We start from the raw sequence: 24,322 nt of genomic DNA on the forward strand, positions 1-24,322 counted from the left end.
ATCCAGGAGCACGCCGATGCGGAAGTCATCCCCCTCACCGGGGCCGCTCGAAGCGACCCACTTCCTCCAACTCGCCGCCGTGGACTTCAACGGCATCTACCAGGTCCACCTGGCCGCGAAGGAAGAACGGCTCAAGATGACCAGGCTCGCGATGAGCCTGTTGTCGGTGCCGTTCCTCGCCACGATCGCGCTGACCAGTGCCAAGGTCGTCAATCCACATGATCTGACGACCTGGCAGAGCGTTCCCCCGTACCTCTTCGCGCTGGTGGCCGCCTTCGGCCTGCTGGGGGTGCTGCCGTTCCTGCGGCTGATCGAAGCGGTCAACGCGCACGGCAGGACGGCCAGGGCCATCAACAACTTCCGCCTGCTGTACACGGCGCAGCTGAAGGACGAGCTCGACTGGACGCCCAACCTGCCCGTCGACCCGCGCTTCCCGGAGACCTACGCGCCGCTGACCTGGCCGGGCATCAACGTGATGATGATGGCCCTGGTCAACTCGGCCTACCTGACGGTAGGGGTGACCGGGCTGTCCAGGACGTACCCGAATCTGCTCCTGCTGCTGACCAGCATCCTGCTCGTCGCCCTGGTGCACTACTCGATCTACTACGTGCGTTGCAACGTGACAAGACGGCGCCGGCTCCCCCACAACCCCTACAAGTTCCCGAATATGGAGACGTAAATGGACAGCCCAGTGCAATGGGCGTCATGTGGGGAGGCGTGGATCGGTCTGATCCGCCATGTCTGGATATCCGGGGTCCCGGCCGACGACGACCGCGGCCCCGTCATCGAAGGCCCGCCCGTGCTGGTCGAGATCACCCGCCCCAGCCCCGCCGACCCCATCGTCGAGCGGTACGGCGACGCCGCCAAGCTGGCCCTCTACACCAGAAAATTCACCGAGGACACGATCGTGGAGCCCTTCAAGTACAGCTACGGCGCCCGCATCAAGGGCCAGCTGACCTGGGCGGCGGAGTTGCTGCGGGCCAGGCCGTACAGCAAGAGCGGCTGGATCTCGCTGACCACGCCAGGCGAGCCGTATGACTCGGTCCCCTGCCTGACCGGCCTGGCCTTCCGGGCAAGGGACGACCGCCTGCTGATGACGGCCACCTTCCGCTCCCAGAACGCCTTCACCAGCTACCTGAACTACCTGCCGCTCGCGGACGTCCAGGCCGAGATGGCGCGGAATCTCGGCCTGGACCACGGCCCGATGCGCGTGTTCGTGGACGTCCCCCACCTTTACCTCGCCGACGCCGGCGCCGCCCTCCGCGTCATGCGCCCCGCCCTCCCCCGCCTCCTCTGACCGATCACCTCTTGTAGGCCTCCACCATCCGGGTGGCGAACCAGGGCCCGCCGTACCAGAACCGCCAGCCGAGGTCGCGCCGGCGCACGTCGGAGGCGCCGAGGCCGCGCAGGACCGCCTCGTACTCCTCGGTGCGCTGGAAGTCGGCGATCAGCAGCCGTCCGCCCGGCGCGAGCACGCGGTAGGCCTCGCGCACGGCCTCGGCGCGTCCCCCGGCCGTGCCGATGTTGTGGATCGCGAGGCTGGAGACGACCGCGTCGAAACTGTCGCTGACGAACGGCAGCGCCCGCATGTCGCCGGTGACCAGTTCGATCCGGTCGGCGACGCCCTCCGCCTCGGCGTTGGCCCGGGTGGCGGCGGCGTGGTTGCCCGACTGGTCCTTGGCGCGCCACAGGTCGAGGCCGGTCGCGTACCCCTTGGACAGCCGCCGCGCGGCGGCCATGAGCACCGCGCCCCGCCCGCAGCCGAGGTCGAGCACGCGTTCGCCGCCGTCGAGGTCGTCGAGCTCCCCCGCCCAGACCTCGAACTTTCCCCGGCGCGTGGTGTACGCGTAGCTGAACGCGCTGGCCAGGGTATATAGACCTCCGAGGAGGAACGCGAGGCCGGCGGGGACCACGTCATAGGCGAAGGAGACGATCGTGAGAGCCAGCAGCACAACGGCTCCCACGACCAGCCCCGCGAAGGGCAACGGCGCGTCGAATCCATATTTTCCACGTCTCACACTCACGTTATATCGCAAGTTTCCGTTGCCGTGAATTGACGCGCCACGAGCCGGATTTTGTCCCAATCATCCCAAAACCGTTACTAATCTGAGATGATCTGCTCGAAACGGGGGTTGGCAGGGGATGGCAGCCAGAGATCGCGACTTCAGCCTCGGCGCCAGCATCGCGCTGACCCTCGGCTCGGCCCTGCTGTGGGGCGTGGCCCATCTGGCCACCGGCCGGCGGCGTACCGGCCTGGCGCTGATGGCCGTCTACGCGCTGCTGCTCGCCTCCGTGCTGACCGTGGTCACCGTGCTGGGCAGCCACCTGCTGTCGCTGGCGGTTCAGCCGAGCTGGCTGACCACCCTGACGATCACGCTGATCGCGATCGCCGTCGCCTGGTCCACGGTGATCATCTGGTCCTATGCCCTGGTACGGCCGGCCGCCTCCGACACCGCCGCCCGCAAGGCCACCACGATCCTGGCCGTCGTCCTGTGCGTCCTGGTCGTCGCCCCGACCGCCTACGCCGCCCGCCTGGCCTATGTCTCGCGCGACGTGGTCACCAGCCTGTTCAACAACACGAACACCGCTCCCGTCGTCGCCGCCGACCCCTGGAGCGGGTCCGACCGGGTCAACATCCTGCTCATCGGCGCCGACGCCGCCGCCAACCGGCCGGGCGTGCGTACCGACAGCATGACCGTGGCCAGCGTGGACGTGGCCACCGGCGCCACCACCCTGCTCGGCCTGCCGCGCAACCTGGAGAACGTGCCCCTGCCCGCCGGCCCGGCCCGGCAGCGCTTCCCCTACGGCTTCACCGGCGAACCGCCGTACACGCCCGGCCTGCTCAACGAGGTCTTCCAGTACGCCGAGGACTACCCCGAGACGACCCCCGGCGTGCACAAGGGCCAGCGCGGCCCGGCCCTGCTCAAGCAGACGATCGGCGGCATCCTCGGCATCCCGGTCACCTACTACGCGATGGTCGACATGTATGGCTTCGCCCAGATCGTCGATGCGATGGGCGGAGTCAAGGTCACCATCAAGGAGCCCATCGTCTACGGCAAGTACCGCGAGGGCCTGCTGCCCGCCGGCACCCGCAAACTCTCCGGCGAGGAAGCGCTCTGGTACGGCCGTTCGCGCACCGACAGCGACGACTACGTCCGCATGGGCCGCCAGAAGTGCCTGCTCAACGCGGTCGCCAAGCAGGCCGACCCGATGACCGTGCTCAACAGTTTCGAGAGCCTGGCCACCGCCACCAAGCGGGCCATCTCCACCGACATCCCGCAGAGCCTGCTGCCTGCCCTGGTCGATCTGGCGCAGAAGGTCAAGGACACCAGGATCCGCAGCCTCAGCTTCGTGCCGCCGCTGATCAGCACCGCCTACCCCGACTGGCAGCTGATCAGGCGCAAGGTCCAGCAGGCGCTGGCCGAGCGCCCGGCGAACAAGACGGCCACCGCCCCCGGCGAGCGGCCGTCGCCCACGCCCACGCAGGAGCCGAGCGCCGACCGCCCGATCGCCCTCGACGAGACCTGCGGTTAGTCCACGACCAGATCGAGGTTGTCGGCGTAGTAGGCGAGCGCGCGGCCGTAACCACCGGCCTGCTCGCCCTCCGACACCAGCTTCAGCAGGGAACTCACCGCCTCGCGGTGGGCTCCCTTGTTGTGCAGCGCCATGGCGTGGAAGGCGCGCAACGCCGGATCGCCCGGGAACTCGGCCAGCCCGCGCTCCAGCGTCGCCAGCGCCTCGTCATAGCGCCCGAGCACGCGCAGCGTGCTGCCGAACCCGGTGAACACCCCGGCCCGGTCGTCCGCCCCCAGTTCGAGCGCCTTCTCGTAGTACGGCACCGCCTCGCTCTCCAAGCCGAGCCGGTCATGCGCGTAGGCCGTCTCCCGGGCCACGTCCGGATCACCCGGATACGCGGCCGACAACTCCAGCAGCGCCGCGCGCGCCTCCTCCAGCTTGCCTTCCCGGTTCAGTTCCGCGACTCGCGCCAAAGCTTCTTCTCTCATGGCCGCAGTGTGGCATGATGAGCCCACTCAAGAACGAAAACGGTTTTCAAAACCAAAGGAGGCTCCGGCGTGCGCGTGGCATTCGTGGGGAAGGGCGGCAGCGGCAAGACCACCATGTCCGCGCTGTTCGCCAGATACGTGGCCGGCCAGGGCAGCCCGGTCGTCGCCGTCGACGCCGACATCAACCAGCACCTCGCGCTCGTGCTCGGCCTCGACACCCAGCCGGAGCCACTCGGCGCCCGCCTCACCGAGATCAAGGAGCTGCTGCGCGGCGACAACCCGCGCATCCCCTCGGCCGCGGCCATGGTCAAGACCACTCCGCCGGGGCGCGGCTCGCGGCTGCTGACGTTCGAGGACCTGCCCTACTCCGCACCGACGCCCGAGGGCCCGCGGCTCATGGTGACCGGCCCGTTCGGCGAGGAGGACCTCGGCGTCGCCTGCTACCACTCCAAGGTCGGCGCGGTCGAGCTCCTGCTCAACCACCTGGTGGACGAGGCCGGCGAGTACGTCGTGGTCGACATGACCGCCGGCGCCGACTCCTTCGCCTCCGGGCTGTTCACCCGCTTCGACCTGACCGTGCTCGTCGCCGAGCCGACCCGGCAGGGCGTGAGCGTCTACCGGCAGTACCGCGACCACGCCGCCGACTTCGAGGTGCCGATCGCGGTCGTCGGCAACAAGGTGCAGGACCCCGGCGACGTCGCGTTCCTGCGCGAGCACGTGGGCGACGACCTGCTGACCTGGATGGAGCACTCGCCCGCCGTGCGCGCGCTGGAGCAGGGGCGGCCGTTCGCGCTGGCCGATCCGGAGACCGGCAACCTCGACGCGCTGGCCGTACTGCTGAAGCAGCTCGACGCGCAGCCCAAGGACTGGGCGCGGTTCGGCCGTCAGACGGCCGAGTTCCACCTGCGCAACGCCCGCGCGTGGGCCAACGAGCGCACCGGACTCGACCTCGCCACACAGATCGACCCCGGCTTCGTGTACGGCCCGGCCGCGCTGGCCCAGTAGACGACTGTCCCCCTCCCGCCATCTGGAGCCCTGCGGGGCTCTCACCTAGCGTCAGATAGATCCCTTTCTTCCATAGTGAGGAGACAGCATGTCGCTGACCGTTCCGAACGATCTGCTCGATCGGGCCCGTGCGGGCGACGTCGACGACGCGGCCTTCGTCGCCTGCGTACGCGACTCCCTGCCCTACGCCTGGTCGGTGATCAGCGAGCTGGTCCAGCAGCGTGGTCAGAGCGGCGCCGAGTTCGCCGACAACCAGGTACCGCCGCCGTCGGAGGAGGCGCGGGGACAGCTCCTGCGCTGCCTCGCGAGCGACTCGATGCGCGGCGCGCTGGAGCGCCACTTCGGGGTACGGCTCGCCTTCCAGAACTGCCACCGGGTCGCCGTCTTCGACCCGTCGGCCGAGAAGGCGCTCGCCGAGTTCGTGACCCCCAGGGCGCAGATCCTCAACCAGAAGCCGGAGCTGGTGGACTGCTAGCCGGCGGCGCGGGGCCCGGCGGTGTCGGCCGCCGGGCCCTCGGCAGCACCTCCCGCCCGAGGCGGCGGATGTTGTCCAGAGTCCGGTCCGGCCCGCCGCCCTCGACCATGAGGATGAGGTGGCGCAGGCCGGTGACCTCGGCGGTGCGCCGGATCCGTTCGACGCAGAGATCGGCGTCGCCGACCGGGTGTGCCCGGCTCAAGAAGTCCACATATTTCGGGATATCGCGGGGCGGGCGGGCCCGGCCGTCCACCGGCACATATCCCGCCAGACCCGGCTCCAGCCAGCGCGGCATGGCCTCCTTGAGCTCCCTGACCGCCCGTTCGGTCGAGTCCCCCACGAACCCCACGGCGGCCGCCACATGCCCGCCGTCCCCGTCCGGCACGACGCCGCCCGACAGCCCCGCGTACTCGCGCAGCAGGTCCGCCTTCTCCTCGTCGCCGACGTGCATGCCCAGCAGCATCGGCAGCCCCCGCTCGGCCGCCAGCGCCACCGTCGCCCGCGACGTGCAGGCCACCACCGGCCGCATCCGGGCCGCCGGGACCATCTCCACCTCACGGAAGCGGAAGAACTCCCCGTCGGCCGCGACCCGCTCCCCCGACATCGCCGCGCACAGCAGGTCGAGCGACTCGGTGAACCCGCGCTCGTAGCGCTCCACGCCGGTGCCGAGCACCTCCAGCTCCAGCCACGGCCCACCGCGCCCGACCCCGAGCGTGAACCGGCCCCCGGACAGATGGTGCAGCATCGCCGCCTGCTCGGCCAGCGCCACCGGGTGCCAGGCCGACAGCACGCTGACCGCCGTGCCGACGCCGATGCGCCGGGTCCGTCCCAGGGCCAGGGCGGCGAGCGTGGTGGCTGACGGGCACACGCCGTACGACATGAAGTGGTGTTCGGCGATCCACACGTCGTCGAACCCGGCCTCCTCGGCGGCCTCGATCCACTCCACGGCCTGGGCCAGCGCCTGACCGGCGTCCTGTCCGGGGAACTGGGCCGCGATCAGAAAGATCCCGATACGCACCCCTCAGATGCTAACCGGGTTGCGCTTCCTATTCTGGAGTTCTAGTATCCAGAATATGCGGATGAACGAGGGCGTCGAGTGGGCGCTGCACAGCTGCGTCAACATGACGTGGCTCGACCCGGAAGAGGCGATCACGGCGAAGAAGCTCGCCGCCTTCTACGAGCTGCCCGCCGCCTACCTCAACAAACAGCTTCAGTCCCTGGTGAAGGCGGGCATCCTCACCTCCATCTCGGGCCCGCGCGGCGGCTTCAGGCTGGCCAGGCGGCCCGACCAGATCACCCTGCTCGACATCGTGACCGCGATCGAGGGCCGCGAGGACGCGTTCCGCTGCGAGGGCATCCTGCGCAAGGGTCCCGGCGGCCGCGACGATGTGGACTACCGCGCGCACTGTGAGATCTCGGTGGCCATGCGGCAGGCCGACCTCGCCTGGCGCACGTCGCTGGCGGGCAGGACCGTCGCCGACATCGCCGCGACCGTGCAGCGCAAGCATCCGCGCACCCGCGAGGGCACCCGTGCCCGTTTCGAGAGCCTGCGCACCTGAGCGGGCCTCTCCCGTCATCAGATTCTAGATATCAAGCATCCAGGAAAGCGAGAATAGCGCATGAGCGCCCGCATCAAGATCGCCACCGCCGGGTACCAGGGCCTGCTGGCCGTCGAGGCCCACCTGCGCCGCTGCGACGTCCCCCAGAGCACCCTGGAGCTGCTCCGCCTGCGGGTCAGCCAGATCAACGGCTGCGGCTACTGCGTCGACATGCACGCCCGCGACGCCAAGCGGGCCGGCGAGAGCGACGAGCGCCTCTGGTCCGTGGCCGCGTGGCGCGAGGCGCCGTACTACACCGACGAGGAGCGCGCCGCCCTGGCCCTGGCCGAGGCAGCCACCCGCCTGAGCGACAACCCGGCGGGCGTGCCCGACGACGTCTGGGACGCCGCCGCCGACCACTACACGGAAGAGCAACTGGCCGCCCTCGTCCTGGCCATCGCGAACATCAACGCCTGGAACCGCATCAACGTCACCATCCGCACCACCGCAGGAGCGTAAGACCATGAACATCGAGAACTTCGACGGCCTGATCCTGCGCCCCGGCGACGCCGCCTTCGAGCAGGCCACCAAGCCCTGGAACCTGGCGATCGAGCAGCCCGTCCTGGCCGTCGCCCACGCCGCGCACGCCGCCGACGTGGCCGCGCTCGTCCGCCACGCGGCCGGCAACGGCCTGACCGTCACCACCCAGCCGAGCGGCCACGGTGCCAGCGGCGACACCGAGGGCACGATCCTCCTGCGCACCTCCCGCCTGGACGAGGTCACCCTGGACGGTCGTGTGGCCAGGGTCGGCGCCGGCGTCAAGTGGGGCAGGCTCCTCGAAGCGGCCGGTCCCCGCGGGCTGACCGGCCTCGCCGGCAGCACCCCCGCCGTCAACGTGACCGCCTACACCCTGGGCGGCGGGCTGAGCTGGTTCAGCCGCGCGTGGGGCTGGGCCGCCGACAGCGTGCGCGCCTTCGAGATCGTCGACGCCGAAGGCGCGCCGCGCCGGGTGAGCGCCGAGTCCGACCCCGACCTGTTCTGGGCGCTGCGGGGTGGTGGCGGCGACTTCGCGGTGGTGACCGCCCTGGAGATCGACCTGCACCCCGCCCCCCAGCTGTACGGCGGGCGGCTGCTCTGGCCGGCCGAGCGGGCCCCCGAGGTGCTGGAGGCGTTCCGGCGGGTGACGGCCGTGGCGCCGGACGAGCTGACCCTGTGGCTGGATCTGCTGCAGTTCCCCGGCGCCCCGCCGTTCGTGGCGCTCGACTCCACCTACCTCGGCCCGGAGCGGGAGGCCAAGGCGTTGCTCGCGCCGTTCGGCAAGATCGCCGGCCTGATCTCCGACAGCCACGCCGAGCTGCCCGTGCACGAGCTCGGCTCCATCGAGCAGGAGCCGACCGACCCGGGCCCCGGCCAGTCGCACGCCGAGCTGCTGCCGAGCCTGGAACACGCGGCCGCGCTGCTGAGCGAGCCCATCGACCCGCTGCTCAGCGTGCAGATCCGGCACCTGGGCGGAGCGCTATCCCGGCCGTCGGACAGCGCGGCGGGGGCGGTGGCCGATCCGTACCTGCTGTATATGTTCGGCATCCCGGGCACCGGTGACGTGGAAGGCAAGGAGATCGCGCTGGCCGCCGCGCTGGGCGGGGAGGGGCGCAAGCCGTACACCTTCCTGAAGCCTGGGGAGAAGGCGGCGCAGGCGTTCGGCGCGCTCGCCCACGAGCGGCTGCGGGAGATCAAGCGGCGGCGCGACCCCAACGGCGTCTTCCGCGCCAACTATCCGATCTAGCCGAACAGGGCCTCCTGGCCCTCGCCGGCGAGCGGGTCGCGGTGGCGCTTCAGGTGGCGCCACTTCGGCAGGTCGTCGAGGTAGGACCAGGACAGGCGGTGGTGGGGCGTGGGGCCGTGCTCGGCCAGTGCTGTCAGGTGGATGGGCGACGGGTAGCCGGCGTTGTCGGCGAAGCCGTACTCGTCGCAGCCGATCGTGCCCATGTACGCGTCGCGGCGCACCTTGGCCAGCACCGAGGCGGCCGCCACCGAGACGCTCACCGCGTCCGCCTTGACCTCCAGGCGGACCGGCCAGGGCGGGCCGATGTAGTCGTGGGCGCCGTCGAGTATGACCGCGTCAGGGCGCACCGGCAGGGCTTCGAGCGCCCGCCTGGCCGCCCGCGAGAGCGCCTCTGTCATGCCCAGCGTGTCGATCTCCGCGTGGGACGCCTCGCCGAAGCCGATGCCGGCGGCCCAGGACTCCAGGTCGCCGATGAGGCCCTCGCGGCGGCGCTGGGTGAGCTGCTTGGAGTCGGTCAGCCCCGCCGGCGGCTCGGACAGGTCGCTCACCACGGCGCAGACCGTGACCGGCCCCGCCCAGGCGCCCCTGCCGACCTCGTCGACGCCGGCGACCAGGCGGATGCTGGGCAGGGCGAGCAGTTGCCGCTCGATGTCGTAGGTGGGCGCCATGCGGCAGAGGCTATCGCTCGGCCAGCCGCAACTGCTCCAGATCGGCCGCGATGTAGCGGGCGGCCACGTGGATGGCCCGCAGGGTCACCGACACCGACGGCCGGTGCACGCTGGAGGTACGGGCCACCGCGTGCACCTCCCTGCCGACCGGGTCGCCGGGGAAGGTGCGCACCGCGATGCCGCGCACGCCCGCGGCCAGCGCCAGGGACGGGACCGCGGCGATCCCGATGCCCTTGGCCACCAGCGACAGGATCGTCCCGAGGCCCTCGAACTCCCACGGCGTGGGCTTGGTGCCGCCCACGTCGACGAACAGCCGGTCCACGGCCAGGCGGGACGGCTCGCCGTCCGGGGTCGCCATCCACGGCTCGTCGCGCAGTTCGGCCAGGTCGAGGGGGATGTCGGGGTCGGCCAGCCGGTGCTTGCGCGGCACCACGAGCACCAGGGGGTCGTGCAGGAGGGGGAAGACGCGGGTGCTGTCGCTGTCGCGGGCTCTGCCGTACCAGTCGTCGATGAGCGCGATGTCGACCTCTCCCGCCTGCACCTCGCGCATGCCGCGGCCCGAGCGGCTCTGCCCGAGCCGGAGCGACAGCTCGGTGTGGCGGCGCAGCGTACGGGCGAGCGCGGGCGCGAAGGCGACCGCGGCCGTCGGGAAGGCGGTCAGGACCACACGCCCGGTGGGGCTGCCCGCCTGGGCGGAAAGGTCGGACTCGGCTTCCTCGACCATGGCCAGGATGCGCTCGGCGTGGGCCACCAGACGGCGTCCGGCGTCGGTCAGCTCGGCGCTGCGCGCGGTCCGGTCGAGCAGCGCGGTGCCCGTCTCCCGCTCAAGCGCGACGAGTTGCTGGGACACCGCGGACGGGCTGTAGCCGAGCGCCGCGGCGGTCGCGGCGATGCTGCCGCGGCGGGCGAACTCGCAGATCAAGGTCAGACGGCGCAGATCGAGCATCGGACTTCCTTATGCCTACCCACATGAAGCCTCGCTTGTACTTATGCCTCTATCCAACCACGCTGGGAACGTGACAAACATGACGGTTACCCTCTCCGCCACGCTGGCGGCCAACGAGGACATCGAGCGAAGACGGCGCGCCGGGGAACGCGTGCTCAACCTCGCCTTCGGCGAGGCGGGGCTGCCCGTCCACCCGGCGCTGCGCGACAAGCTGGTCGCCGCATCCGAGCGCAACGGCTACGGGCCGGTCGCGGGGGCGGCCGAGCTGCGCGAGGCGGCGGCGGGCTACTGGAACCGGCGGGGACTGGCGACCGACCCCGACTACGTGGTGTGCGGGCCGGGCAGCAAGTCCCTCCTGTACGGCATGATCCTGGCGCTGGGCGGCGACATCGTGATGACCGCGCCGAGCTGGGTCAGCTACGCGGCCCAGGCCGACCTGGTCGGCGCCAAGCCCATCATGGTCCCGGCGCCCCCCGGCGAGGGTGGGGCGCCCGATCCCGACAAACTCGTCTCAGCGGTGCTGCACGCGCGCACCCAGGGCAGGACCGTACGGTCGCTGCTGGTGACGCTGCCGGACAACCCCACCGGGCGGCTCGCGTCGCCGCGGACCATCCACCGCCTGGTGGAGGTCGCCCGCGAGCTCGACCTGGTCATCATCTCCGACGAGATCTACCGGGATCTGCTGCACGACACGGCGCTGCCGTACACCTCTCCGGCCGATCTCGCGCCCGAGCGGACGGTCATCACGACGGGGCTGAGCAAGAGCCTGGCGCTGGGCGGCTGGCGCATCGGCGTGGCGCGGCTGCCGGACGGCGCGACCCAGCTGCGCAGGCAGTTGCTCGCGGTGGCCAGCGAGATCTGGTCGGCGCCCGCTGCGCCGGTCCAGGACGCCGCGGCCTACGCCTTCACCGAGCCGCCGGAGCTGGTGGAACGTGTCAACCAGAGCCGCCGGCTGCACGCCAAGGTCTCGCGGGCGGTCTACGACCGGTTCGTCGAGGCGGGCTGCGCGGTGGCGAAACCGCAGGGCGGCTTCTACCTCTACCCGGATCTCGGCCACCTGCGGCTGGGCGGCTCCGCGGAGGTCACGCGGATCCTGCTCGACGAGCACGGGATCGGCGTCCTGCCCGGCCACGCCTTCGGGGACGACCCCTCGGCGGCGCGCGTACGGGTGGCCACGAGCCTTCTCTACGGGGAGAGCACCGAGGAGCGGCTGACCGCCCTCACCTCGGCCGACCCGCTGTGCCTGCCGTGGATCTCCGGCAGCCTCGATCACCTGCTCATGGGGCTCAAAGAACTGTCGGTGCGGCGGCCACGTGAACGGCACCGCTCGCTGGTGTCACAGTTGGGCGAATCTTTGGGCTGATTCTCCAGGTTGACCTGCGAAAACACCCTGTTTTCCGCAACCCGAAAATGTTGACACGCGTCACGTGGTTACAGGTGGGCACAGCAGCCCTCATCATGTGCTCATGCCCGCTCTTGTCACCTTGTCCGGGCGCCTCGTGCGCCTGGAACCTCTCAGCCTCGCGGCGGTCGAAGACCTCGCCGCCGCGGCGAGTGAAGACCGCTCCACGTATGCCTTCACTCGCGTCCCGCATGGCCGGGACGAGGTTGCCTCCTATGTGGAGGCCGCCATGGCTGAGCAGGCGGAGGGCCGCACGATGCCCTTCGCCATCCGGTGGCTGCACACCGACCGTGTGGTCGGTGCCACCCGTCTGATGAACCTGGAGTACTGGCAGGGCCCCATGCCCTGGCCTCCGGGTGCTCGCGCGACGGTGGGCGACGTCCCGTCCGTGGCGGACATCGGTTACACCTGGCTGGCCGCTTCGGCCCAGGGCACAGGTGTGAACCGGGAGAGCAAGTTCCTGATGCTCTCACTCGCCTTCGAGACCTGGAACGTCCACCGCATCACGCTCAAAGCAGATGTAAGAAACGAACGGTCCCTGGCCGCCATCGAGGCCCTCGGCGCACACTTCGACGGGGTGCGGCGAGCGGAAAGCCGAGGCGCCGACGACACGGTCCGAGATACCGCGTTCTACTCGATCTTGAGCTCAGAATGGCCCGCGGTCCGAGAACGCCTCTCCGGCAGACTCGGGCTCGTCGAGGCCGCCGCATAGCAACCGTCCGCTAAGGCCCCGCCCGACATTTCAGGGCGGGGCCCCTCATATCTATGGGGACGGGCACGGCCGCCCCCGTATCGGGGCCATGCCCGCTGCACTATCAGCATCACCGGCCAGGCTCAACACCCGATCAACGGCGGATCAACGCTTCGGTTAACGAATTGGCTCATGCCTATGTGTTAGGCAAGTATGGATCTATCATTTGGTAACAAATCGTTCCATTGCCTGGGAGACACACGGCATGGCTGGTCACGCCATCGAAAGCGAACTGCGCTTCGCTGTGCTCGGTCCCGTTCGCGCATGGCGCGGCGGCCAGGAAGTCGATTTGGGTACCCCGTTGCAGCGCTCCATTCTGGGCATGCTCCTGTTGCGGGAAGGCCGGGCGGTCACGCCGACGGAGATGATCGACGCGGTGTGGGGCGAGGACGCGCCGCCGCGCGCGCTGGGCGCGCTGCGCACCTACGTCTCCCGGCTGCGCACCGTGCTGGAGCCCCACCGTCCCGCGCGCACCCGTCCCGAGCTGCTGACCTCCGTCGGCCGGGGGTACGCGCTGCGCCTGCCGGACGGCGCCCTTGACCTGACCCGTTTCGAACGCGGCATCGCCGAGGCCGAGGCCGCCCGCCGGGCGGGAAAGCCCGCGGAGGCGGCCGACGGCATGCGCGGCGCGCTGGCGTTGTTCGAAGGCGAGCCGCTGGCCGGCGCCGTCGGGCCGTACGCCGACCACCAGCGCGACCGGCTGATCGAGCGCCGGCTCAGCGTGGTCGAGACGCTCATGGACGTCGACCTCGAGCTCGGCAACCACCCCGCGATCGTCTCGGAGCTGGTCGCGCTGACCGCCGACCACCCGCTGCGCGAGCGGCTGCGCGCCCAGCTGATGCTGGCCCTGTACCGGTGCGGCCGGCAGGGTGACGCGCTGGCGGTGTTCACCGACACCCGCGAGGCGCTGATCGAGGAGCTGGGCGTGGAGCCCAGCCGCGAGCTGACCGTGCTGCACCAGCGCATCCTGGCCGCCGACCCGGCGCTGACGGTCTCGGTCGTGGTCGACCTCACCGACGACACCGACCACGGGGAGGAGCCGGCGCACGAACTGCCGCGCCCGGCGCAGCTGCCCGCCGCGGTCAACGACTTCACCGGCCGCAAGGAGATCGCCGGACGGCTGCGCACGCTGCTGTCCTCGGCCCAGAGCGGCACCCACGAGGGCGTCCCGGTCGCGGCGATCTGCGGCATCGGCGGTGTGGGCAAGACCGCGCTGGCCGTGCACGTGGCGCACCTGTCCGACGACCAGTTCCCCGACGGCCAGCTCTACGCCGACCTGCGCGGCTACACCGACGAGGCGACCGCGCCGGAGTCGGCGCTCGGCGCGTTCCTGCGCGCGCTGGGCATCCCGCCGGACGTGATCCCGGAAGGGCTGTCGGAGCGCTCGGCGCTGTACCGGTCGCTGCTGGCCGAGCGGCGCATCCTGGTGCTGCTCGACAACGCCCGCGACGCCAAGCAGGTCAGCCCGCTGCTGCCGGGCACGCCCGGGTGCGCGGCGATCGTCACCAGCCGGGTCAAGCTGGCCGATCTGCCCTCGGCCCGCCTGATCGACCTGGACGTGATGGAGCCGGACGAGGCGCTGTCGCTGTTCGCCACGGTGGCCGGGCCCGAACGGGTGGCCGCCGAGCACGGCGCGGCCATGGACGTGGTCGCCGCGTGCGGGTTCCTGCCGCTGGCGGTGCGGATCGTGGCCGCCCGGCTGGCCGCCCGCCCTTCCTGGACGGTCGCCTCGCTGGTGCCGCGGCTGGCCGACGAGCAGCGCCGCCTGGACGAGCTGCGGGTGGGCAACCTGGCCGTCGAGGCCACCTTCGCGCTCGGCTACGGCCAGCTCGACGCCGCCCAGTCGCAGGCCTTCCGGCTGCTGTCGCTGCCCAACGGCCCCGACATCTCGGCCGGGGCGGCCGCGGCGGTGCTGTCGATGAGCACGTTCGAGACCGAGGACCTGCTGGAGTCGCTGGTCGACGCCAGCCTGCTGGAGGCTCCGGCGCCTGGCCGCTACCGCTTCCACGATCTGCTCAAGCTGTTCGCCCGCCGTACCTTGGAGAAGTCGGAGCGGCCGCAGGCGCGCACGATGGCGTTGCGCCGGCTGCTCGGGTTCTATCTGGCCTCCTGCCAGTCGGCGCACCGGCTGGCGTACGAGGGCAGCATGATCTCCGACAATCTGGTCGTGGTCGGCAGCGGGCATGTCTTCACCTCGGCCGACGACGCGGTGGCGTGGCTGATCGCCGAGGGCGACGCGCTGTTCGCCGCGATCAACCAGGCCGCCTCGGCCTCGCGCACCGGCGAGCAGCTGCTGCCCGCGGCCGACATGTTGCTGGCGATGGAGCCGCTGCTGGAGTCGGGCACCCACACCCGCGAGTTCGACCTGGCCACCCGGGCCGTGCTGGCCACCGCGCAGCGCATCGGCGACGCCGGCAGCGAGCTGCGCGCCCGTTACGTGCTGGGTCGCGTGTTGTTCGCCGGCAACCAGCTGCAGCAGGCGGAAGAGCAGTTCAGGATCGTGCACGAGCTGTCGGTCGACCGCGAGGAGAAGGTCGTCACCGGCGAGGTGCGCAACGCCCTGGCCGTCGTCGTCGGCCGCCAGCGCCGCCACACCGAGGCGCTCAACTGGTTCGACGCCGCCATGGAGTTCTACCGCGAGAACGGCGTGCCCGCCGGCGAGGCGCTGGTCCTGTCGTACTCCGCCCGCGAGCACCTCGGTCTCGGCCGCCCCGAGGACGCCATCGCCGCGGCCGAGAAGGGCCTGGCCATCTTCACCGAGATCGGCAGCGGCGCCGGCACCGCCCGCGCCCGCTACCACCTCGGCATCGTCCTGTCGCGGGTCGGCCGCATCGCCGAGGCCGTCCATCACCACGCCGAATGCCTCTCCTTCTTCCGGGCGAGCAAGCAGCGGGTGTGGGAGCAGCGGGTCTGCTCGCGCCTGGCCGAGACGTTCATCACCGCCGAGCGCTACTCCGACGCCGTCCGCCACGCCGAACAGGCCCTCGTGGTCAGCAGGGAGATCGGCCACCCCTACGGCGAGGCCCTCTCGCTCGGGGTGCTGGGCAAGGCGCTGATGGGCCTGGGGAGCACGACCCGCAGCACCGACTGCCTACGTCAGGCCTTCGACATCTTCTCCAGGCTCGGCGCCCCCGAAGCCGGGGACATCAAGGCCCTCCTCGACAGCGCCCAGGTCGTCGAGACCTGAGTACAGCTCGTCGTCGAGTCGCGTCATCCATACGTGGTTGATCAAGGCTGCCCCTTGGTGGGAGCGGAAGGTTACAGCCCGGCCGGTCATCTACCGCCACGCTTCGCTAGGGGGCCCGGTTATCCGGATGCTCCACGTGACGGTTAGCCGCCTCACTTGACGACCGGCCGGACCAGACACGAACCTCGAACCCCCCAGGTCCGTGTCTGTGCGCTCAGCTTCTCCCGCCCCTGTCAACGTCCAATCAACGCGGAATCAATGTCCTTTTCCCTTGACGGCTCACACGTGGAAGAAGCCTTCCGCGATCAGCGGGCGCAGGGCGTCGGCGTCGAGTTGCTCGCCGTCTCCCACCAGTTCCGCGATCACGTTGAGCAGCGGGCCCAGGGCCAGGTCGCCGTCGCAGACCCCCGCCAGGGCCGCCTCCACCGTGCCGACGTCCCGTGTTCTGCGCAGGCCCCTCGTCTGGCGGAGCACGATCTTCATGGGATCCTCGGCGCCCGGCCGGCCGACGCGTTCGTCCAGCAGGCCCTCGACCGTACGCAGGCGGGCCTCCTCCAGGCCGCTGGCGCGGTGGGCGGCGGCGATCGCGTCGAGGACGCCGTCCACGTACTGGCCCACCGGGATCTCCACCTGATGGGTCAGTTGCTCGACCCTGACCACCGGGTCCAGGGTGCCGGAGTTGCGCAGGGTGATCCAGCCGAAGCCGATCCCCTCGACCTTGCGCTCGTCGAACCACGACAGCCACTGGTCGTAGTGCCGGGCGTAGCCGGGGGTGCCCTGTTCCGCCGCGTCCTTGAGCCACAGCTCCACGTACTCGGCCGGGTCCTGGACGTCGCGCTGCACCACCCAGCCGTCGCAGCCGGTCTCGCCCAGCCAGCCGCCCACGCGGTCGCGCCAGTCCTCGCCCTCGACGTGGAGCCAGTTGGCGAGGAAGTGGGCCTGGCCGTCGGGGTTGAGGTGGCGGGGGGCCTGCCGTACCAGAGCGCGGCAGAAGTCGTCGCCGCCCACCTCGCGGTAGGTGAGCTTGCCGGCGGGTGAGATCACGAACGGCGGGTTGGAGACGATCAGGTCGAACAACTCGTCCCGGACGGGCTCGAACATCGAGCCCGTCCTGGCGTCCACGCCGGTGATGCCGGACAGCGCCCAGCTCAGGCCCGCCAGTTCGACGGCGCGCGGGTTGACGTCGGTGGCGGTGATCCGCTCGGCGCGCCCGGCCAGGTGGAGCACCTGTACGCCGCAGCCGGTGCCCAGGTCGAGCGCGCGCTCCACCGGGCGGCGGGTGACGAGCTGGGCGAGGTTGGCCGAGGCGCCACCCGCGCCCACCACGTGGTCGGGGCTCAGCTCGGGGTCGCCGGGGCGTACCTTGCGGTCGGAGACGAGGTAGCCGTCGGTCTCCCACGGCTGCAGGTGGACGGTGGCCCGTACCTCGTCGTCGGCGGTCGTGACCAGGCCCGAGGCCAGCACCTCGGGAGTGACGCTGTTGGCCGGGACGGGGACGCCCAGCCAGAACAGGCGGATCAGCGTGGCCAGCGGGTCGCGTTCGGCCGTGGTCCGCAGGGCGGGGACCAGTTCCTCACGCGCGAGCGCACCGGCCGCCACCGCGCCCAGTCGGTCGCGGACTCCGTCGATGGTGTAGCCGGTCTCCAGCAGATGCTCGCGCAGTCGTTCCACGGATCCCATCCTTCCACCGCGGACCGCAACTCACCCCAGACACCGACGCAAGATCAGAAACTCTGCGTAACCATACTGTTACGGAGCTACCCAAGCGTTCTGCAAGCGGGCAGTAAGCCGCCCGCGGTATCTGTAGGAGGTGCTGATCCCCTGCCTCGCCTGCGAGTCCCGGTTCAGGCCCGACGAGTACTTCCGCGCCTGCACCGACTACAACCGCGGCCTGGATCTGGTCTCGTGGATCTGCCCGAGCTGCGGCAACCACGACGACCTCAGGGTGCTGCCGGGCGAGCTGGGTTTCGGCTACCCCTATCGCGGGCGCTTCGCCGTGCACGACCGGCTGCGGGTGCCCGGACTGCGCAGGCAGCGCGGCGAACTCAGGCTCGACATCTCCCTCGACGCCCACAGCTGGCGGATCGCTACAAGAGTCCGGCTACCGGTATGACCGGCGGACAGAGGTAGGCGGGCTCCTCGCCGCGCAGAGTGCGCCCGATGTCGGCCACCAGCGCGTGCGCGTGTTCGACATGGCTCTCCCCGGTGGCCGCGCCGAGGTGCGGGGTGAGCACCACGTTCTGCAGCCGGGTCAGCGGGTGGGCGGGGTCCAGCCACTCCCCCTCGAAGTGGTCGAGGCCGGCGCCGCCGAGCTGCCCCCACCGCAGGGCGTCCACCAGGGCCGCCAGGTCGTGCAGGGCGCCGCGCGAGGTGTTGAGGTAGATCGCTCCCGGGCGCATGGCGGCGAACTCGGCCGGGCCCATGAAGCCGCGCGTCTCCTCGGTCACCGGCACGTGCAGGGAGACGATGTCGGCCTCGGCGATCAGCTCTTGCAGCGTGTGGGCGGCGTCGGGAGCGTAGGGGTCGCAGGCGATCACGTTCATGCCGAGGCCCTGGCCGCGCCAGCGCAGCGCCCTGCCGACCCGGCCCAGGCCGACGATGCCGAGCGTGCGTCCGGACAGGCGCAAGCCGCGGTGGCGCTCGGAAGGGGGGATTCTGCCCCGGTAGACGCGGCCGCGCCGTACCTCGCGATCGGCGGCCACCACGTGGCGGCTGACCGCGAACAGCAGCGCGATCGTGAGCTCCGCGACCGCGTCGGGGTCGCGGTCGGCGGCATGGAGTACGGCGACGCCGCGCTCGGCGGCCAGCGCCAGGTCGACGTTCGTCGGCGAGCCGACACAGGCCACGATGTCGAGCGGGAGGGACAGGACCGACGCGCGGACCTGGTCACCCTCCGTGACGATCACCGAGGCGCCGGTCCCGATGACGAGGTCGGCGAGTTGCTCGTCGGAGAAACCGAGGCTGGGCCGGGCGGGAACCTCGGCCAGGTCGGCGAACTCGCCCAGGCTGGCGAGAGCGGTCTCCGGCAGGGTGGGCAGGACCAGCGCCCGAGGTCGTCTCACATTTGTGACAATAACATCACAGAGGGTACTCGTCCCTATGCGTCCGGACGTTGGCGCAGGCTCTGCCACGCGGCCTCGCCCAGGCCCTTGATCTCCTCGTCGGTGGGCGTGTGGGCGCCGGCGAACCACAGGCGGCACATCTCCTGGGCCGGGCCGAGCCACAGCACGTAGCACATGGTCGCGTGGACGGGCTGGAGCAGGCCGTTCTTCATGTGCGGCTTCCACCAGTCGGAGACCTGGCGGAAGAAGGCGCGGCGGGCGTCGGCGACCTCCTGGCCGCCGGGCTCGTTCTTGCGCGGCGGGCGCTCGCTGACCAGGATGCGGGCGCGTTCGGGGTGCTCGCCGGCCCAGCGCATGTGGAAGGCCACGACCGCCTCGATGCCGTCGCGCGCCTCGGTCCGGCTGGTCAGCTCGGCCAGGAACTCGGCCTGGTAGACGGCGAGGATCTCGGAGTAGAGCACGCCGAAGACGTGTTCTTTGCTGGCGAAGTGGTGGTAGAAGCTGCCGACGCTGACGCCGCTCTCCTCACGGAGGCTGGCCAGCGTGGTGGCCGACACCCCGTCCTGGCTGAAGCGGCGGAGGGCACCCTCGATGATGCGGGTACGGCCGTCGCGTCCGTTCTTGACACTCTTCACGCAGTCAATGGTGAGCCAACAGAACCTTGTTCCGCAAATACCACCGCCTGCTTGATCATAGCGGTCACCTCGACCGAACCGGAAGAGACCGTCAATTTCGCGTCGGGCCAGGCCCTGCGGATCAGGCGCAGGGCCCGCCGATTCTCGCCGAGAACGTCCATGGCGACGGTGGTCGCGCCGCGGATGGCGGCGCGTATCAGCAGCGTGTCGACCAGTTTCGGCCCGAGGCCGATCCCCTGCCACCGGTCGGTGACGACCACGGCGACCTCGACGTCGGTGCGGCAGCCCCGGTAACTCATCGCGTGGGCGACGATCTCGCCCTCGTGCACGGCGACCAGAGCGTCCCTCAGCTCGTCGATCTTCATGAGAGCACCGATCAGGCCGGCCGACGGGCGGCTGAACCCCGTGAAGAACCGCAGCGTCTGCGTGTGCAGCGACAACCCCGCGAGGAAGCACCGGAGCGCGGCCTCGTCCCCCGTGCGTATCGGGCGAATCTGGGTTCCCTTCATAGACTCAGCGTCTCGCGGCGCACCTGAGTCTGTCAACTAGACTCAGGTATGATATGCGGCATGAACGTGCCCTTCCGGGTGAACAACTGCTCGATCGAGCGGACCCTGGACGTCGTCGGCGAGAAGTGGACCTTCCTGGTGCTGCGCGAGGCCTTCAGCGGCGTACGGCGCTTCGCCGACATGCAGGCCATGACCGGCGCGCCGCGCCAGGTGCTCAGCGCCCGCCTGGCCCGGCTCGTGGACGAGGGACTGCTGCGCAAGGTGCCCTACCGCGAGCCCGGCCAGCGCCAGCGTGACGAGTACCGGCTGACGGAGAAGGGGCGCGACCTCTATCCGCTGCTGGTCGCGCTCATGCACTTCGGTGACAAGTACCTGTCCGACGACGCCGGACCGGCGGTCGAGCTCACCCACCGCGACTGCGGCGCCCCCATCGAGCAGTACTTCCGCTGCGCCGACGGCCACGAGGTCAGCGGACCCCGCGAGGTCACGCCGGAACCCGGCTCAGGCGCGGAGCTGAAGAGCGCGTAGGCAGCGGCGGAAGTCGAGCACCGAGGCCACGGCCATGGCCGTCATCAACAGGGCCACCAGCGACGTGCGCAGGGCCAGGAACGTCCCGATGCTCTGGCTGAGCAGGATCCACAGCGTGAGCGTGCCGTTGAGCAACTGCGCGCAGCCCCAGGCCAGCGACTGGCGGACGAAGAAACGCCGCATCACCGGATGCCCCGCGACATGGCCGGGCAGCGGCACCAGGTCGAGCGTGATCCGCTCGGCCAGCGGCCTGCGCCCGCGCGCGGTGGCCAGGAACACCAGGCTCACCGCGAACACCCCGCACGTCGGCGGCAGGAAGAACCACCGCACGTCCCCCGCCGCCAGCGCGACCACCACGCGGGCCGTGATGCCCACCGCGGCCAGGATCACCGTGCCCGGCATCGGCTGACCGCGCACCAGGCGCACCGCCATGCCGCCGAACACCCAGGCCGCCGAAGCCGCCATGCCCGCCACCTCGCCGCCGGCCAGCATGCCCGCGTAGAAGAGCGCGACGGGCAGAATCATGCTCTCCAGTACGCGCGGTGCCGCGTGCAGCAGGAGCGTTCCCATGCGGGGCAACACGAAGGCGGTGGGCGCGGGTGGCGCGACAAGAAGGGTCATTCAGGACGTCTTGCTCTTGAGGGGCGGCACGAGTCCCGACCGTACGCGATCACTTGCGCTTTGGTAACCCGTTCGACCAGATCGGGCTGAGTGAGGAACCACCGCTCCCCGTGCCTACCCTTGAAGGGTGTACCGGTTCCTCCTGACCCCTCGATGGGTGGCGCTCCACATCGTGGTGCTGCTGGTCATCCCCGCCTTCGTCTTCCTGGGCAGGTGGCAGTTCGGGCGGTTCGAGGAGCGCTCGGCCAACAGCGAACGCGTCACCGCCAACATCACGACCGCGCCGGTGCCGCTGGACTCGCTGACCGGGCCTGGCCGTGCGGTCAGCGAAGAGAACCGCTACCGGCTGGTGACCGCCTCCGGCACCTACGATCAGGCCCACGCTCTGGTGGTACGGCGGCGGCCCCAGGAAGGGCGGCCGGGGTACTTCGTGCTGACCCCGCTCGTCACGGGCTCCGGCCAGGCCGTGCTGGTGAACCGGGGGTGGGTCAAGGCGGGGGCGAGCGCGGACGCGCCACCCGAGGTGCCTGCGCCGCCTGCCGGACAGGTGAATGTCACCGGGCGGCTACGGCTGACCGAGACCGAGGAGACCAGCGGGATCAAGGAGAGGGGCGGGTTGCCGGCTGGGCAGGTGCTCCTGATCAACCCCGGCAAGATCGGGGCGGCGCTGCCGTACCGGCTGGTGGACGGTTATGTGGAGCTGACCGAACAGCAGCCGTCGGCGGCCACGGCGCCGGAGCCGGTGCCCGCGCCGGACGTGGGGTCGGGTGGGGGGCTCAACCTGGCGTACGGCGTGCAGTGGTGGTTGTTCATCGGGCTGGCGATCGGCGGGTGGATCCTGCTGATCCGGCGCGAGGTGGCCGACAGGAAGGCCGAGCAGGAGACGCCTGTCACGGTCGAGGCATGAGGCAAGGTCTTGCACATCGGCGCGTTTCGCGCGTTCGTGGGTTCCAAGCGTTCCTCCAGTCGAGCTGAAGCTCGACCCCTGAAGGCCCTCCCTCCGGTCGGACGCTTTCCCGCCCACCCCTTGCCCAGCCAAGTGGTTGAGCAGTTGGAGCCCACCCCGATCACAATCGTGCTCCGCTATCGCTCCGCGCGCCCTCCGTCGGGCCAAGGCCCGACTACCCGCTTGCGCTCCCCTTAACAGGCAGCCTCAACCGCGTGCGCGCGGCGATCGATCGGATACGAGCCTGCGGGATGGGAGCCGGAGCTCTGAGAAGGAGCTCTCAGCCGAAGCGCTTGGCCAGCGGGGAAGGGCTGGGGGTGCCTACGGACCAGATCGACCCTGCTGATCCGGCGCGAGGTGGCCGACAGGAAGGCCGAGCAGAAGACGCCGGCCACGGTCGAGGTGTGAGGCGAAACCCGCACGAGACGCCTGTCGCGGTCGAGGTGTGATTACGTTCTAGGTGTGACCCGCCATATCGAGTTCGCTAATATCCACAATTTTCGCGACGTCGGTGGATATGCCGCCCATGGCGGGCGGAGGGTGCGATGGCAGCGGCTCTACCGGGCCGACTCGCTCGGCTGGCTGGCCGGGCCGGACATCGCCACGTTCCGCTCCCTCAAGGTCAGGACCGTCATCGACCTGCGGCATCCCTCCGAGGTCGAGAAGCGCGGGCGCGTACCCGAGACCGAGGGGCTGCGCTACCACAACCTTCCCGTGGAGGGCCGCAGGTGGGACCTGGCCGCCTTCGACCCGTCGACCGGCGTGGAGCGCTTTCTCGCCGACCGCTACCTGGAGGTGGCCGAGGACGGCGTCCCGCTCCTGCGCTCGGCCATCGAGACCATAGCCGACGCCGACAACGCCCCCATCGTGATCCACTGCGCCGCGGGCAAGGACCGCACCGGCATCCTCACCGCGCTGGTGCTGTCGCTGGCGGGCGTGGCGGCCACCGACATCGTCGCGGACTACGCCCTGACCGCGTTGGCCACACCCCGCTTCCTGGCGGACTGGCAGACCAGGAACAAGGACGCCCTCATGTGGGCCGGGTACGGGGCGGCGCCGGCGGGGGCGATGGAACTGTTCCTGGCAGAGATGGAGCAGCGCCACGGCTCACTGCGGGCGTACTGCTCAGACGTCCTGGGCCTGGACCCCAAGACGATCACCAAACTGCACGCCCATCTCCTGACTGACCCGATCTCCCCCGGGTAGGAGGGGCCGGGGTCCGCGGTGAGCAGCACCCTCACAACGGCGGACCCTCCGGCCCGGGATCGCCACCCACCCCCCTTCAGGCGATCCCGGGTCCCAAGGCAAGGTCTTGCACATCGGCGCGCTTCGCGCGTTCCAGGTTCCAGGCGTTTCCCAGTCGAGCTGAAGCTCGACCCCTGAAGGGCCTCCCTCCGGTCGGACTGTCTTCTGAGGCCCCACCCGTTGCCCAGTCAAGTGGTCGAGCAGTGGGAGCCCGCCCCAGAACAAAGGCGCTCCGCACGCCATCCCGTCAGGCCAAGGCCCGACTCCCTCGCCTTCGCCCAAGACTTGACCGGGCATCCCACCGGGATCAGCACCATGACCGGTACGCCCCGACGTCCGATGGGAGCTGTTCTCCGATGCTGAGGATCCCGGTCATGGTCTCTGCCCTGATGCCGCCTTTCACTCAATGATCATCTTGTATCGGAGTTCATCGTCATCACGGTGGCCTCGACCGGAACGCCTTCAGCTGATCGGAGGAGCCGCGTGAGGACCAGCACCCATGGGTTCTCGCCGGTCCCGAGCTCGTGCCGTTCATCCTCGGTAGTGCGGCGGGCCCGGACGCGCTCCTCGACGTCGCCCCGGGCGATGCCCGAGCTGGGCGAGGAGGGTGATGGCTCCGCCGGGTATCTTGCGCGGTTCGGCGAGCCGGGTGCCGCGGGCGAGGGCGGCAGGGTAGTAGGAATCTGCCAGTTCGCCCCTGTGATTCCGACATTCGCTACCTCATTCCTGACAGCGATCTGCATGGCCATCAAGCGGCGCCCGAGCGGTGTGGGCGCGCGCTTGAACAGATCCCAGCAACGGGGCCACCCCGCAGGCAGCGACGGTCGAGGGCGTTTACAGCTGATCGCAAGGCATGCCGACGATCAGTGATGAGGGTGGCTTCCAGCCCCACGAAACACACGAACATCAGGCCGTCAAGGCCGGTTGTCAAGGAGTTCTGGGGGCGAATGCGGCGGTAGGGCGGGGTTTTGGGGCGGTTGACGGGGGCCTGGCAGCTTGTTCGAGGTCATGCCGTCG

The 24,322-nt window shown here is 70.5% G+C and carries 25 protein-coding genes; 15 read left to right on the plus strand and 10 right to left on the minus strand.

Going from position 1 to position 24,322, the window contains the following annotated elements; genetic code table 11:
- The first annotated feature begins 16 nt into the window (after positions 1–16).
- Both ACIBHY_RS18570 and ACIBHY_RS18575 read left to right on the plus strand, forming a co-directional pair.
- Positions 17–679: a hypothetical protein gene (locus ACIBHY_RS18570; RefSeq protein ID WP_397257397.1), complete on the plus strand. Its 663-nt coding sequence runs from the start codon at positions 17–19 to the stop codon at positions 677–679.
- Entirely contained in the window at positions 680–1,297 is a 618-nt protein-coding gene (locus tag ACIBHY_RS18575; RefSeq protein WP_397257399.1) for a hypothetical protein, read from the plus strand.
- Positions 1,298–1,301: 4 nt separating this feature from the next.
- Here ACIBHY_RS18575 and ACIBHY_RS18580 read toward each other — a convergent pair whose 3' ends face one another.
- Entirely contained in the window at positions 1,302–2,018 is a 717-nt protein-coding gene (locus ACIBHY_RS18580) for a class I SAM-dependent methyltransferase (RefSeq protein ID WP_397257401.1), read from the minus strand.
- Positions 2,019–2,142: 124 nt separating this feature from the next.
- Here ACIBHY_RS18580 and ACIBHY_RS18585 point away from each other — a divergent pair, with 124 nt between their 5' ends.
- Positions 2,143–3,534, plus strand: coding sequence for an LCP family protein (locus tag ACIBHY_RS18585; protein ID WP_397307300.1), 1,392 nt, complete (start codon positions 2,143–2,145; stop codon positions 3,532–3,534).
- Here the strand turns inward: ACIBHY_RS18585 and ACIBHY_RS18590 are convergent.
- Positions 3,531–4,004 (minus strand): tetratricopeptide repeat protein, encoded by a 474-nt coding sequence (locus ACIBHY_RS18590; RefSeq protein WP_397257405.1) that lies wholly within the window; start codon positions 4,002–4,004, stop codon positions 3,531–3,533. The two genes, ACIBHY_RS18585 and ACIBHY_RS18590, sit on opposite strands and share 4 nt — an antisense overlap.
- A gap of 69 nt (positions 4,005–4,073) precedes the next feature.
- Between ACIBHY_RS18590 and ACIBHY_RS18595 the strand changes: the two genes are divergently transcribed.
- Positions 4,074–5,009 carry an ATP-binding protein gene (locus ACIBHY_RS18595; RefSeq protein WP_397307301.1) on the plus strand — a complete coding sequence of 312 codons (936 nt, stop codon included), beginning with the start codon at positions 4,074–4,076 and terminating at the stop codon, positions 5,007–5,009.
- Between the two features lie 88 nt (positions 5,010–5,097).
- Positions 5,098–5,484, plus strand: coding sequence for an SCO5389 family protein (locus ACIBHY_RS18600; RefSeq protein WP_397257408.1), 387 nt, complete (start codon positions 5,098–5,100; stop codon positions 5,482–5,484).
- On the opposite strand, the gene ACIBHY_RS18605 is transcribed toward ACIBHY_RS18600, so the two are convergent.
- The gene (locus tag ACIBHY_RS18605; RefSeq protein WP_397307302.1) at positions 5,453–6,502 is read right to left on the minus strand and encodes an LLM class flavin-dependent oxidoreductase; all 1,050 of its coding nucleotides are present in this window, start codon (positions 6,500–6,502) and stop codon (positions 5,453–5,455) included. The two genes, ACIBHY_RS18600 and ACIBHY_RS18605, sit on opposite strands and share 32 nt — an antisense overlap.
- Positions 6,503–6,557: 55 nt before the next feature.
- On the opposite strand from ACIBHY_RS18605, the gene ACIBHY_RS18610 reads away from it, so the two are divergent.
- Genes ACIBHY_RS18610 through ACIBHY_RS18620 form a run of 3 tightly spaced genes read left to right on the plus strand, consistent with a single transcriptional unit; the run spans position 6,558 to position 8,805 of the window.
- Positions 6,558–7,043 (plus strand): RrF2 family transcriptional regulator, encoded by a 486-nt coding sequence (locus tag ACIBHY_RS18610; RefSeq protein WP_397257412.1) that lies wholly within the window; start codon positions 6,558–6,560, stop codon positions 7,041–7,043.
- A 60-nt stretch (positions 7,044–7,103) separates the two neighbouring features.
- Positions 7,104–7,541 carry a carboxymuconolactone decarboxylase family protein gene (locus ACIBHY_RS18615; protein WP_397257414.1) on the plus strand — a complete coding sequence of 146 codons (438 nt, stop codon included), beginning with the start codon at positions 7,104–7,106 and terminating at the stop codon, positions 7,539–7,541.
- Positions 7,542–7,545: 4 nt separating this feature from the next.
- Positions 7,546–8,805: an FAD-binding oxidoreductase gene (locus ACIBHY_RS18620; RefSeq protein WP_397307303.1), complete on the plus strand. Its 1,260-nt coding sequence runs from the start codon at positions 7,546–7,548 to the stop codon at positions 8,803–8,805.
- On the opposite strand, the gene ACIBHY_RS18625 is transcribed toward ACIBHY_RS18620, so the two are convergent.
- Together ACIBHY_RS18625 and ACIBHY_RS18630 are read right to left on the minus strand one after the other, a co-directional pair.
- Positions 8,802–9,473, minus strand: coding sequence for a ribonuclease HII (locus ACIBHY_RS18625; RefSeq protein WP_397257418.1), 672 nt, complete (start codon positions 9,471–9,473; stop codon positions 8,802–8,804). The genes ACIBHY_RS18620 and ACIBHY_RS18625 overlap by 4 nt on opposite strands.
- Positions 9,474–9,483: 10 nt before the next feature.
- Entirely contained in the window at positions 9,484–10,419 is a 936-nt protein-coding gene (locus ACIBHY_RS18630; protein ID WP_397106126.1) for a LysR family transcriptional regulator, read from the minus strand.
- Positions 10,420–10,498: 79 nt separating this feature from the next.
- On the opposite strand from ACIBHY_RS18630, the gene ACIBHY_RS18635 reads away from it, so the two are divergent.
- From ACIBHY_RS18635 to ACIBHY_RS18645, 3 genes are all read left to right on the plus strand, one after another.
- A complete protein-coding gene (locus tag ACIBHY_RS18635) occupies positions 10,499–11,782 on the plus strand; it encodes a pyridoxal phosphate-dependent aminotransferase (RefSeq protein ID WP_397257420.1) in 1,284 nt (427 codons plus the stop codon).
- A gap of 103 nt (positions 11,783–11,885) precedes the next feature.
- Entirely contained in the window at positions 11,886–12,533 is a 648-nt protein-coding gene (locus ACIBHY_RS18640; RefSeq protein ID WP_379613191.1) for a GNAT family N-acetyltransferase, read from the plus strand.
- A 244-nt stretch (positions 12,534–12,777) separates the two neighbouring features.
- Complete coding sequence (locus ACIBHY_RS18645; RefSeq protein ID WP_397307304.1) at positions 12,778–15,759, plus strand: AfsR/SARP family transcriptional regulator; 2,982 nt, start codon at positions 12,778–12,780, stop codon at positions 15,757–15,759.
- A gap of 279 nt (positions 15,760–16,038) precedes the next feature.
- Here the strand turns inward: ACIBHY_RS18645 and ACIBHY_RS18650 are convergent, their stop codons facing one another.
- Entirely contained in the window at positions 16,039–17,439 is a 1,401-nt protein-coding gene (locus ACIBHY_RS18650) for a methyltransferase (protein ID WP_397307305.1), read from the minus strand.
- Between the two features lie 130 nt (positions 17,440–17,569).
- Here ACIBHY_RS18650 and ACIBHY_RS18655 point away from each other — a divergent pair, with 130 nt between their 5' ends.
- Positions 17,570–17,872, plus strand: a complete 303-nt coding sequence (locus ACIBHY_RS18655) for a hypothetical protein (RefSeq protein ID WP_379613188.1) — start codon at positions 17,570–17,572, stop codon at positions 17,870–17,872.
- Here ACIBHY_RS18655 and ACIBHY_RS18660 read toward each other — a convergent pair.
- From ACIBHY_RS18660 to ACIBHY_RS18670, 3 genes are read right to left on the minus strand one after another with little or no spacing between them, the layout of a single operon-like run.
- Positions 17,847–18,821, minus strand: a complete 975-nt coding sequence (locus ACIBHY_RS18660) for an NAD(P)-dependent oxidoreductase (protein ID WP_397257426.1) — start codon at positions 18,819–18,821, stop codon at positions 17,847–17,849. The genes ACIBHY_RS18655 and ACIBHY_RS18660 overlap by 26 nt on opposite strands.
- Before the next feature lie 35 nt (positions 18,822–18,856).
- Positions 18,857–19,456 (minus strand): TetR/AcrR family transcriptional regulator, encoded by a 600-nt coding sequence (locus tag ACIBHY_RS18665; protein WP_397257428.1) that lies wholly within the window; start codon positions 19,454–19,456, stop codon positions 18,857–18,859.
- Positions 19,453–19,965 carry a GNAT family N-acetyltransferase gene (locus ACIBHY_RS18670; protein ID WP_397257430.1) on the minus strand — a complete coding sequence of 171 codons (513 nt, stop codon included), beginning with the start codon at positions 19,963–19,965 and terminating at the stop codon, positions 19,453–19,455. The genes ACIBHY_RS18665 and ACIBHY_RS18670 overlap by 4 nt, the downstream gene beginning before the upstream one ends.
- Before the next feature lie 60 nt (positions 19,966–20,025).
- Here ACIBHY_RS18670 and ACIBHY_RS18675 point away from each other — a divergent pair, with 60 nt between their 5' ends.
- On the plus strand, positions 20,026–20,493 hold the full coding sequence (locus tag ACIBHY_RS18675) for a winged helix-turn-helix transcriptional regulator (RefSeq protein WP_379613184.1): 468 nt from the start codon (positions 20,026–20,028) through the stop codon (positions 20,491–20,493).
- On the opposite strand, the gene ACIBHY_RS18680 is transcribed toward ACIBHY_RS18675, so the two are convergent.
- On the minus strand, positions 20,467–21,114 hold the full coding sequence (locus ACIBHY_RS18680; RefSeq protein ID WP_397257432.1) for a VC0807 family protein: 648 nt from the start codon (positions 21,112–21,114) through the stop codon (positions 20,467–20,469). The genes ACIBHY_RS18675 and ACIBHY_RS18680 overlap by 27 nt on opposite strands.
- A 127-nt stretch (positions 21,115–21,241) precedes the next feature.
- Between ACIBHY_RS18680 and ACIBHY_RS18685 the strand changes: the two genes are divergently transcribed.
- Both ACIBHY_RS18685 and ACIBHY_RS18690 read left to right on the plus strand, forming a co-directional pair.
- Complete coding sequence (locus ACIBHY_RS18685) at positions 21,242–22,021, plus strand: SURF1 family protein (RefSeq protein ID WP_397307306.1); 780 nt, start codon at positions 21,242–21,244, stop codon at positions 22,019–22,021.
- Between the two features lie 501 nt (positions 22,022–22,522).
- Positions 22,523–23,266, plus strand: coding sequence for a tyrosine-protein phosphatase (locus ACIBHY_RS18690; protein WP_397307307.1), 744 nt, complete (start codon positions 22,523–22,525; stop codon positions 23,264–23,266).
- The last annotated feature ends 1,056 nt before the right edge of the window (positions 23,267–24,322 follow it).

Origin of the sequence: Nonomuraea sp. NPDC050547 (genome assembly GCF_044457345.1) — a bacterium.
Taxonomy (GTDB): Bacteria; Actinomycetota; Actinomycetes; order Streptosporangiales; family Streptosporangiaceae; genus Nonomuraea.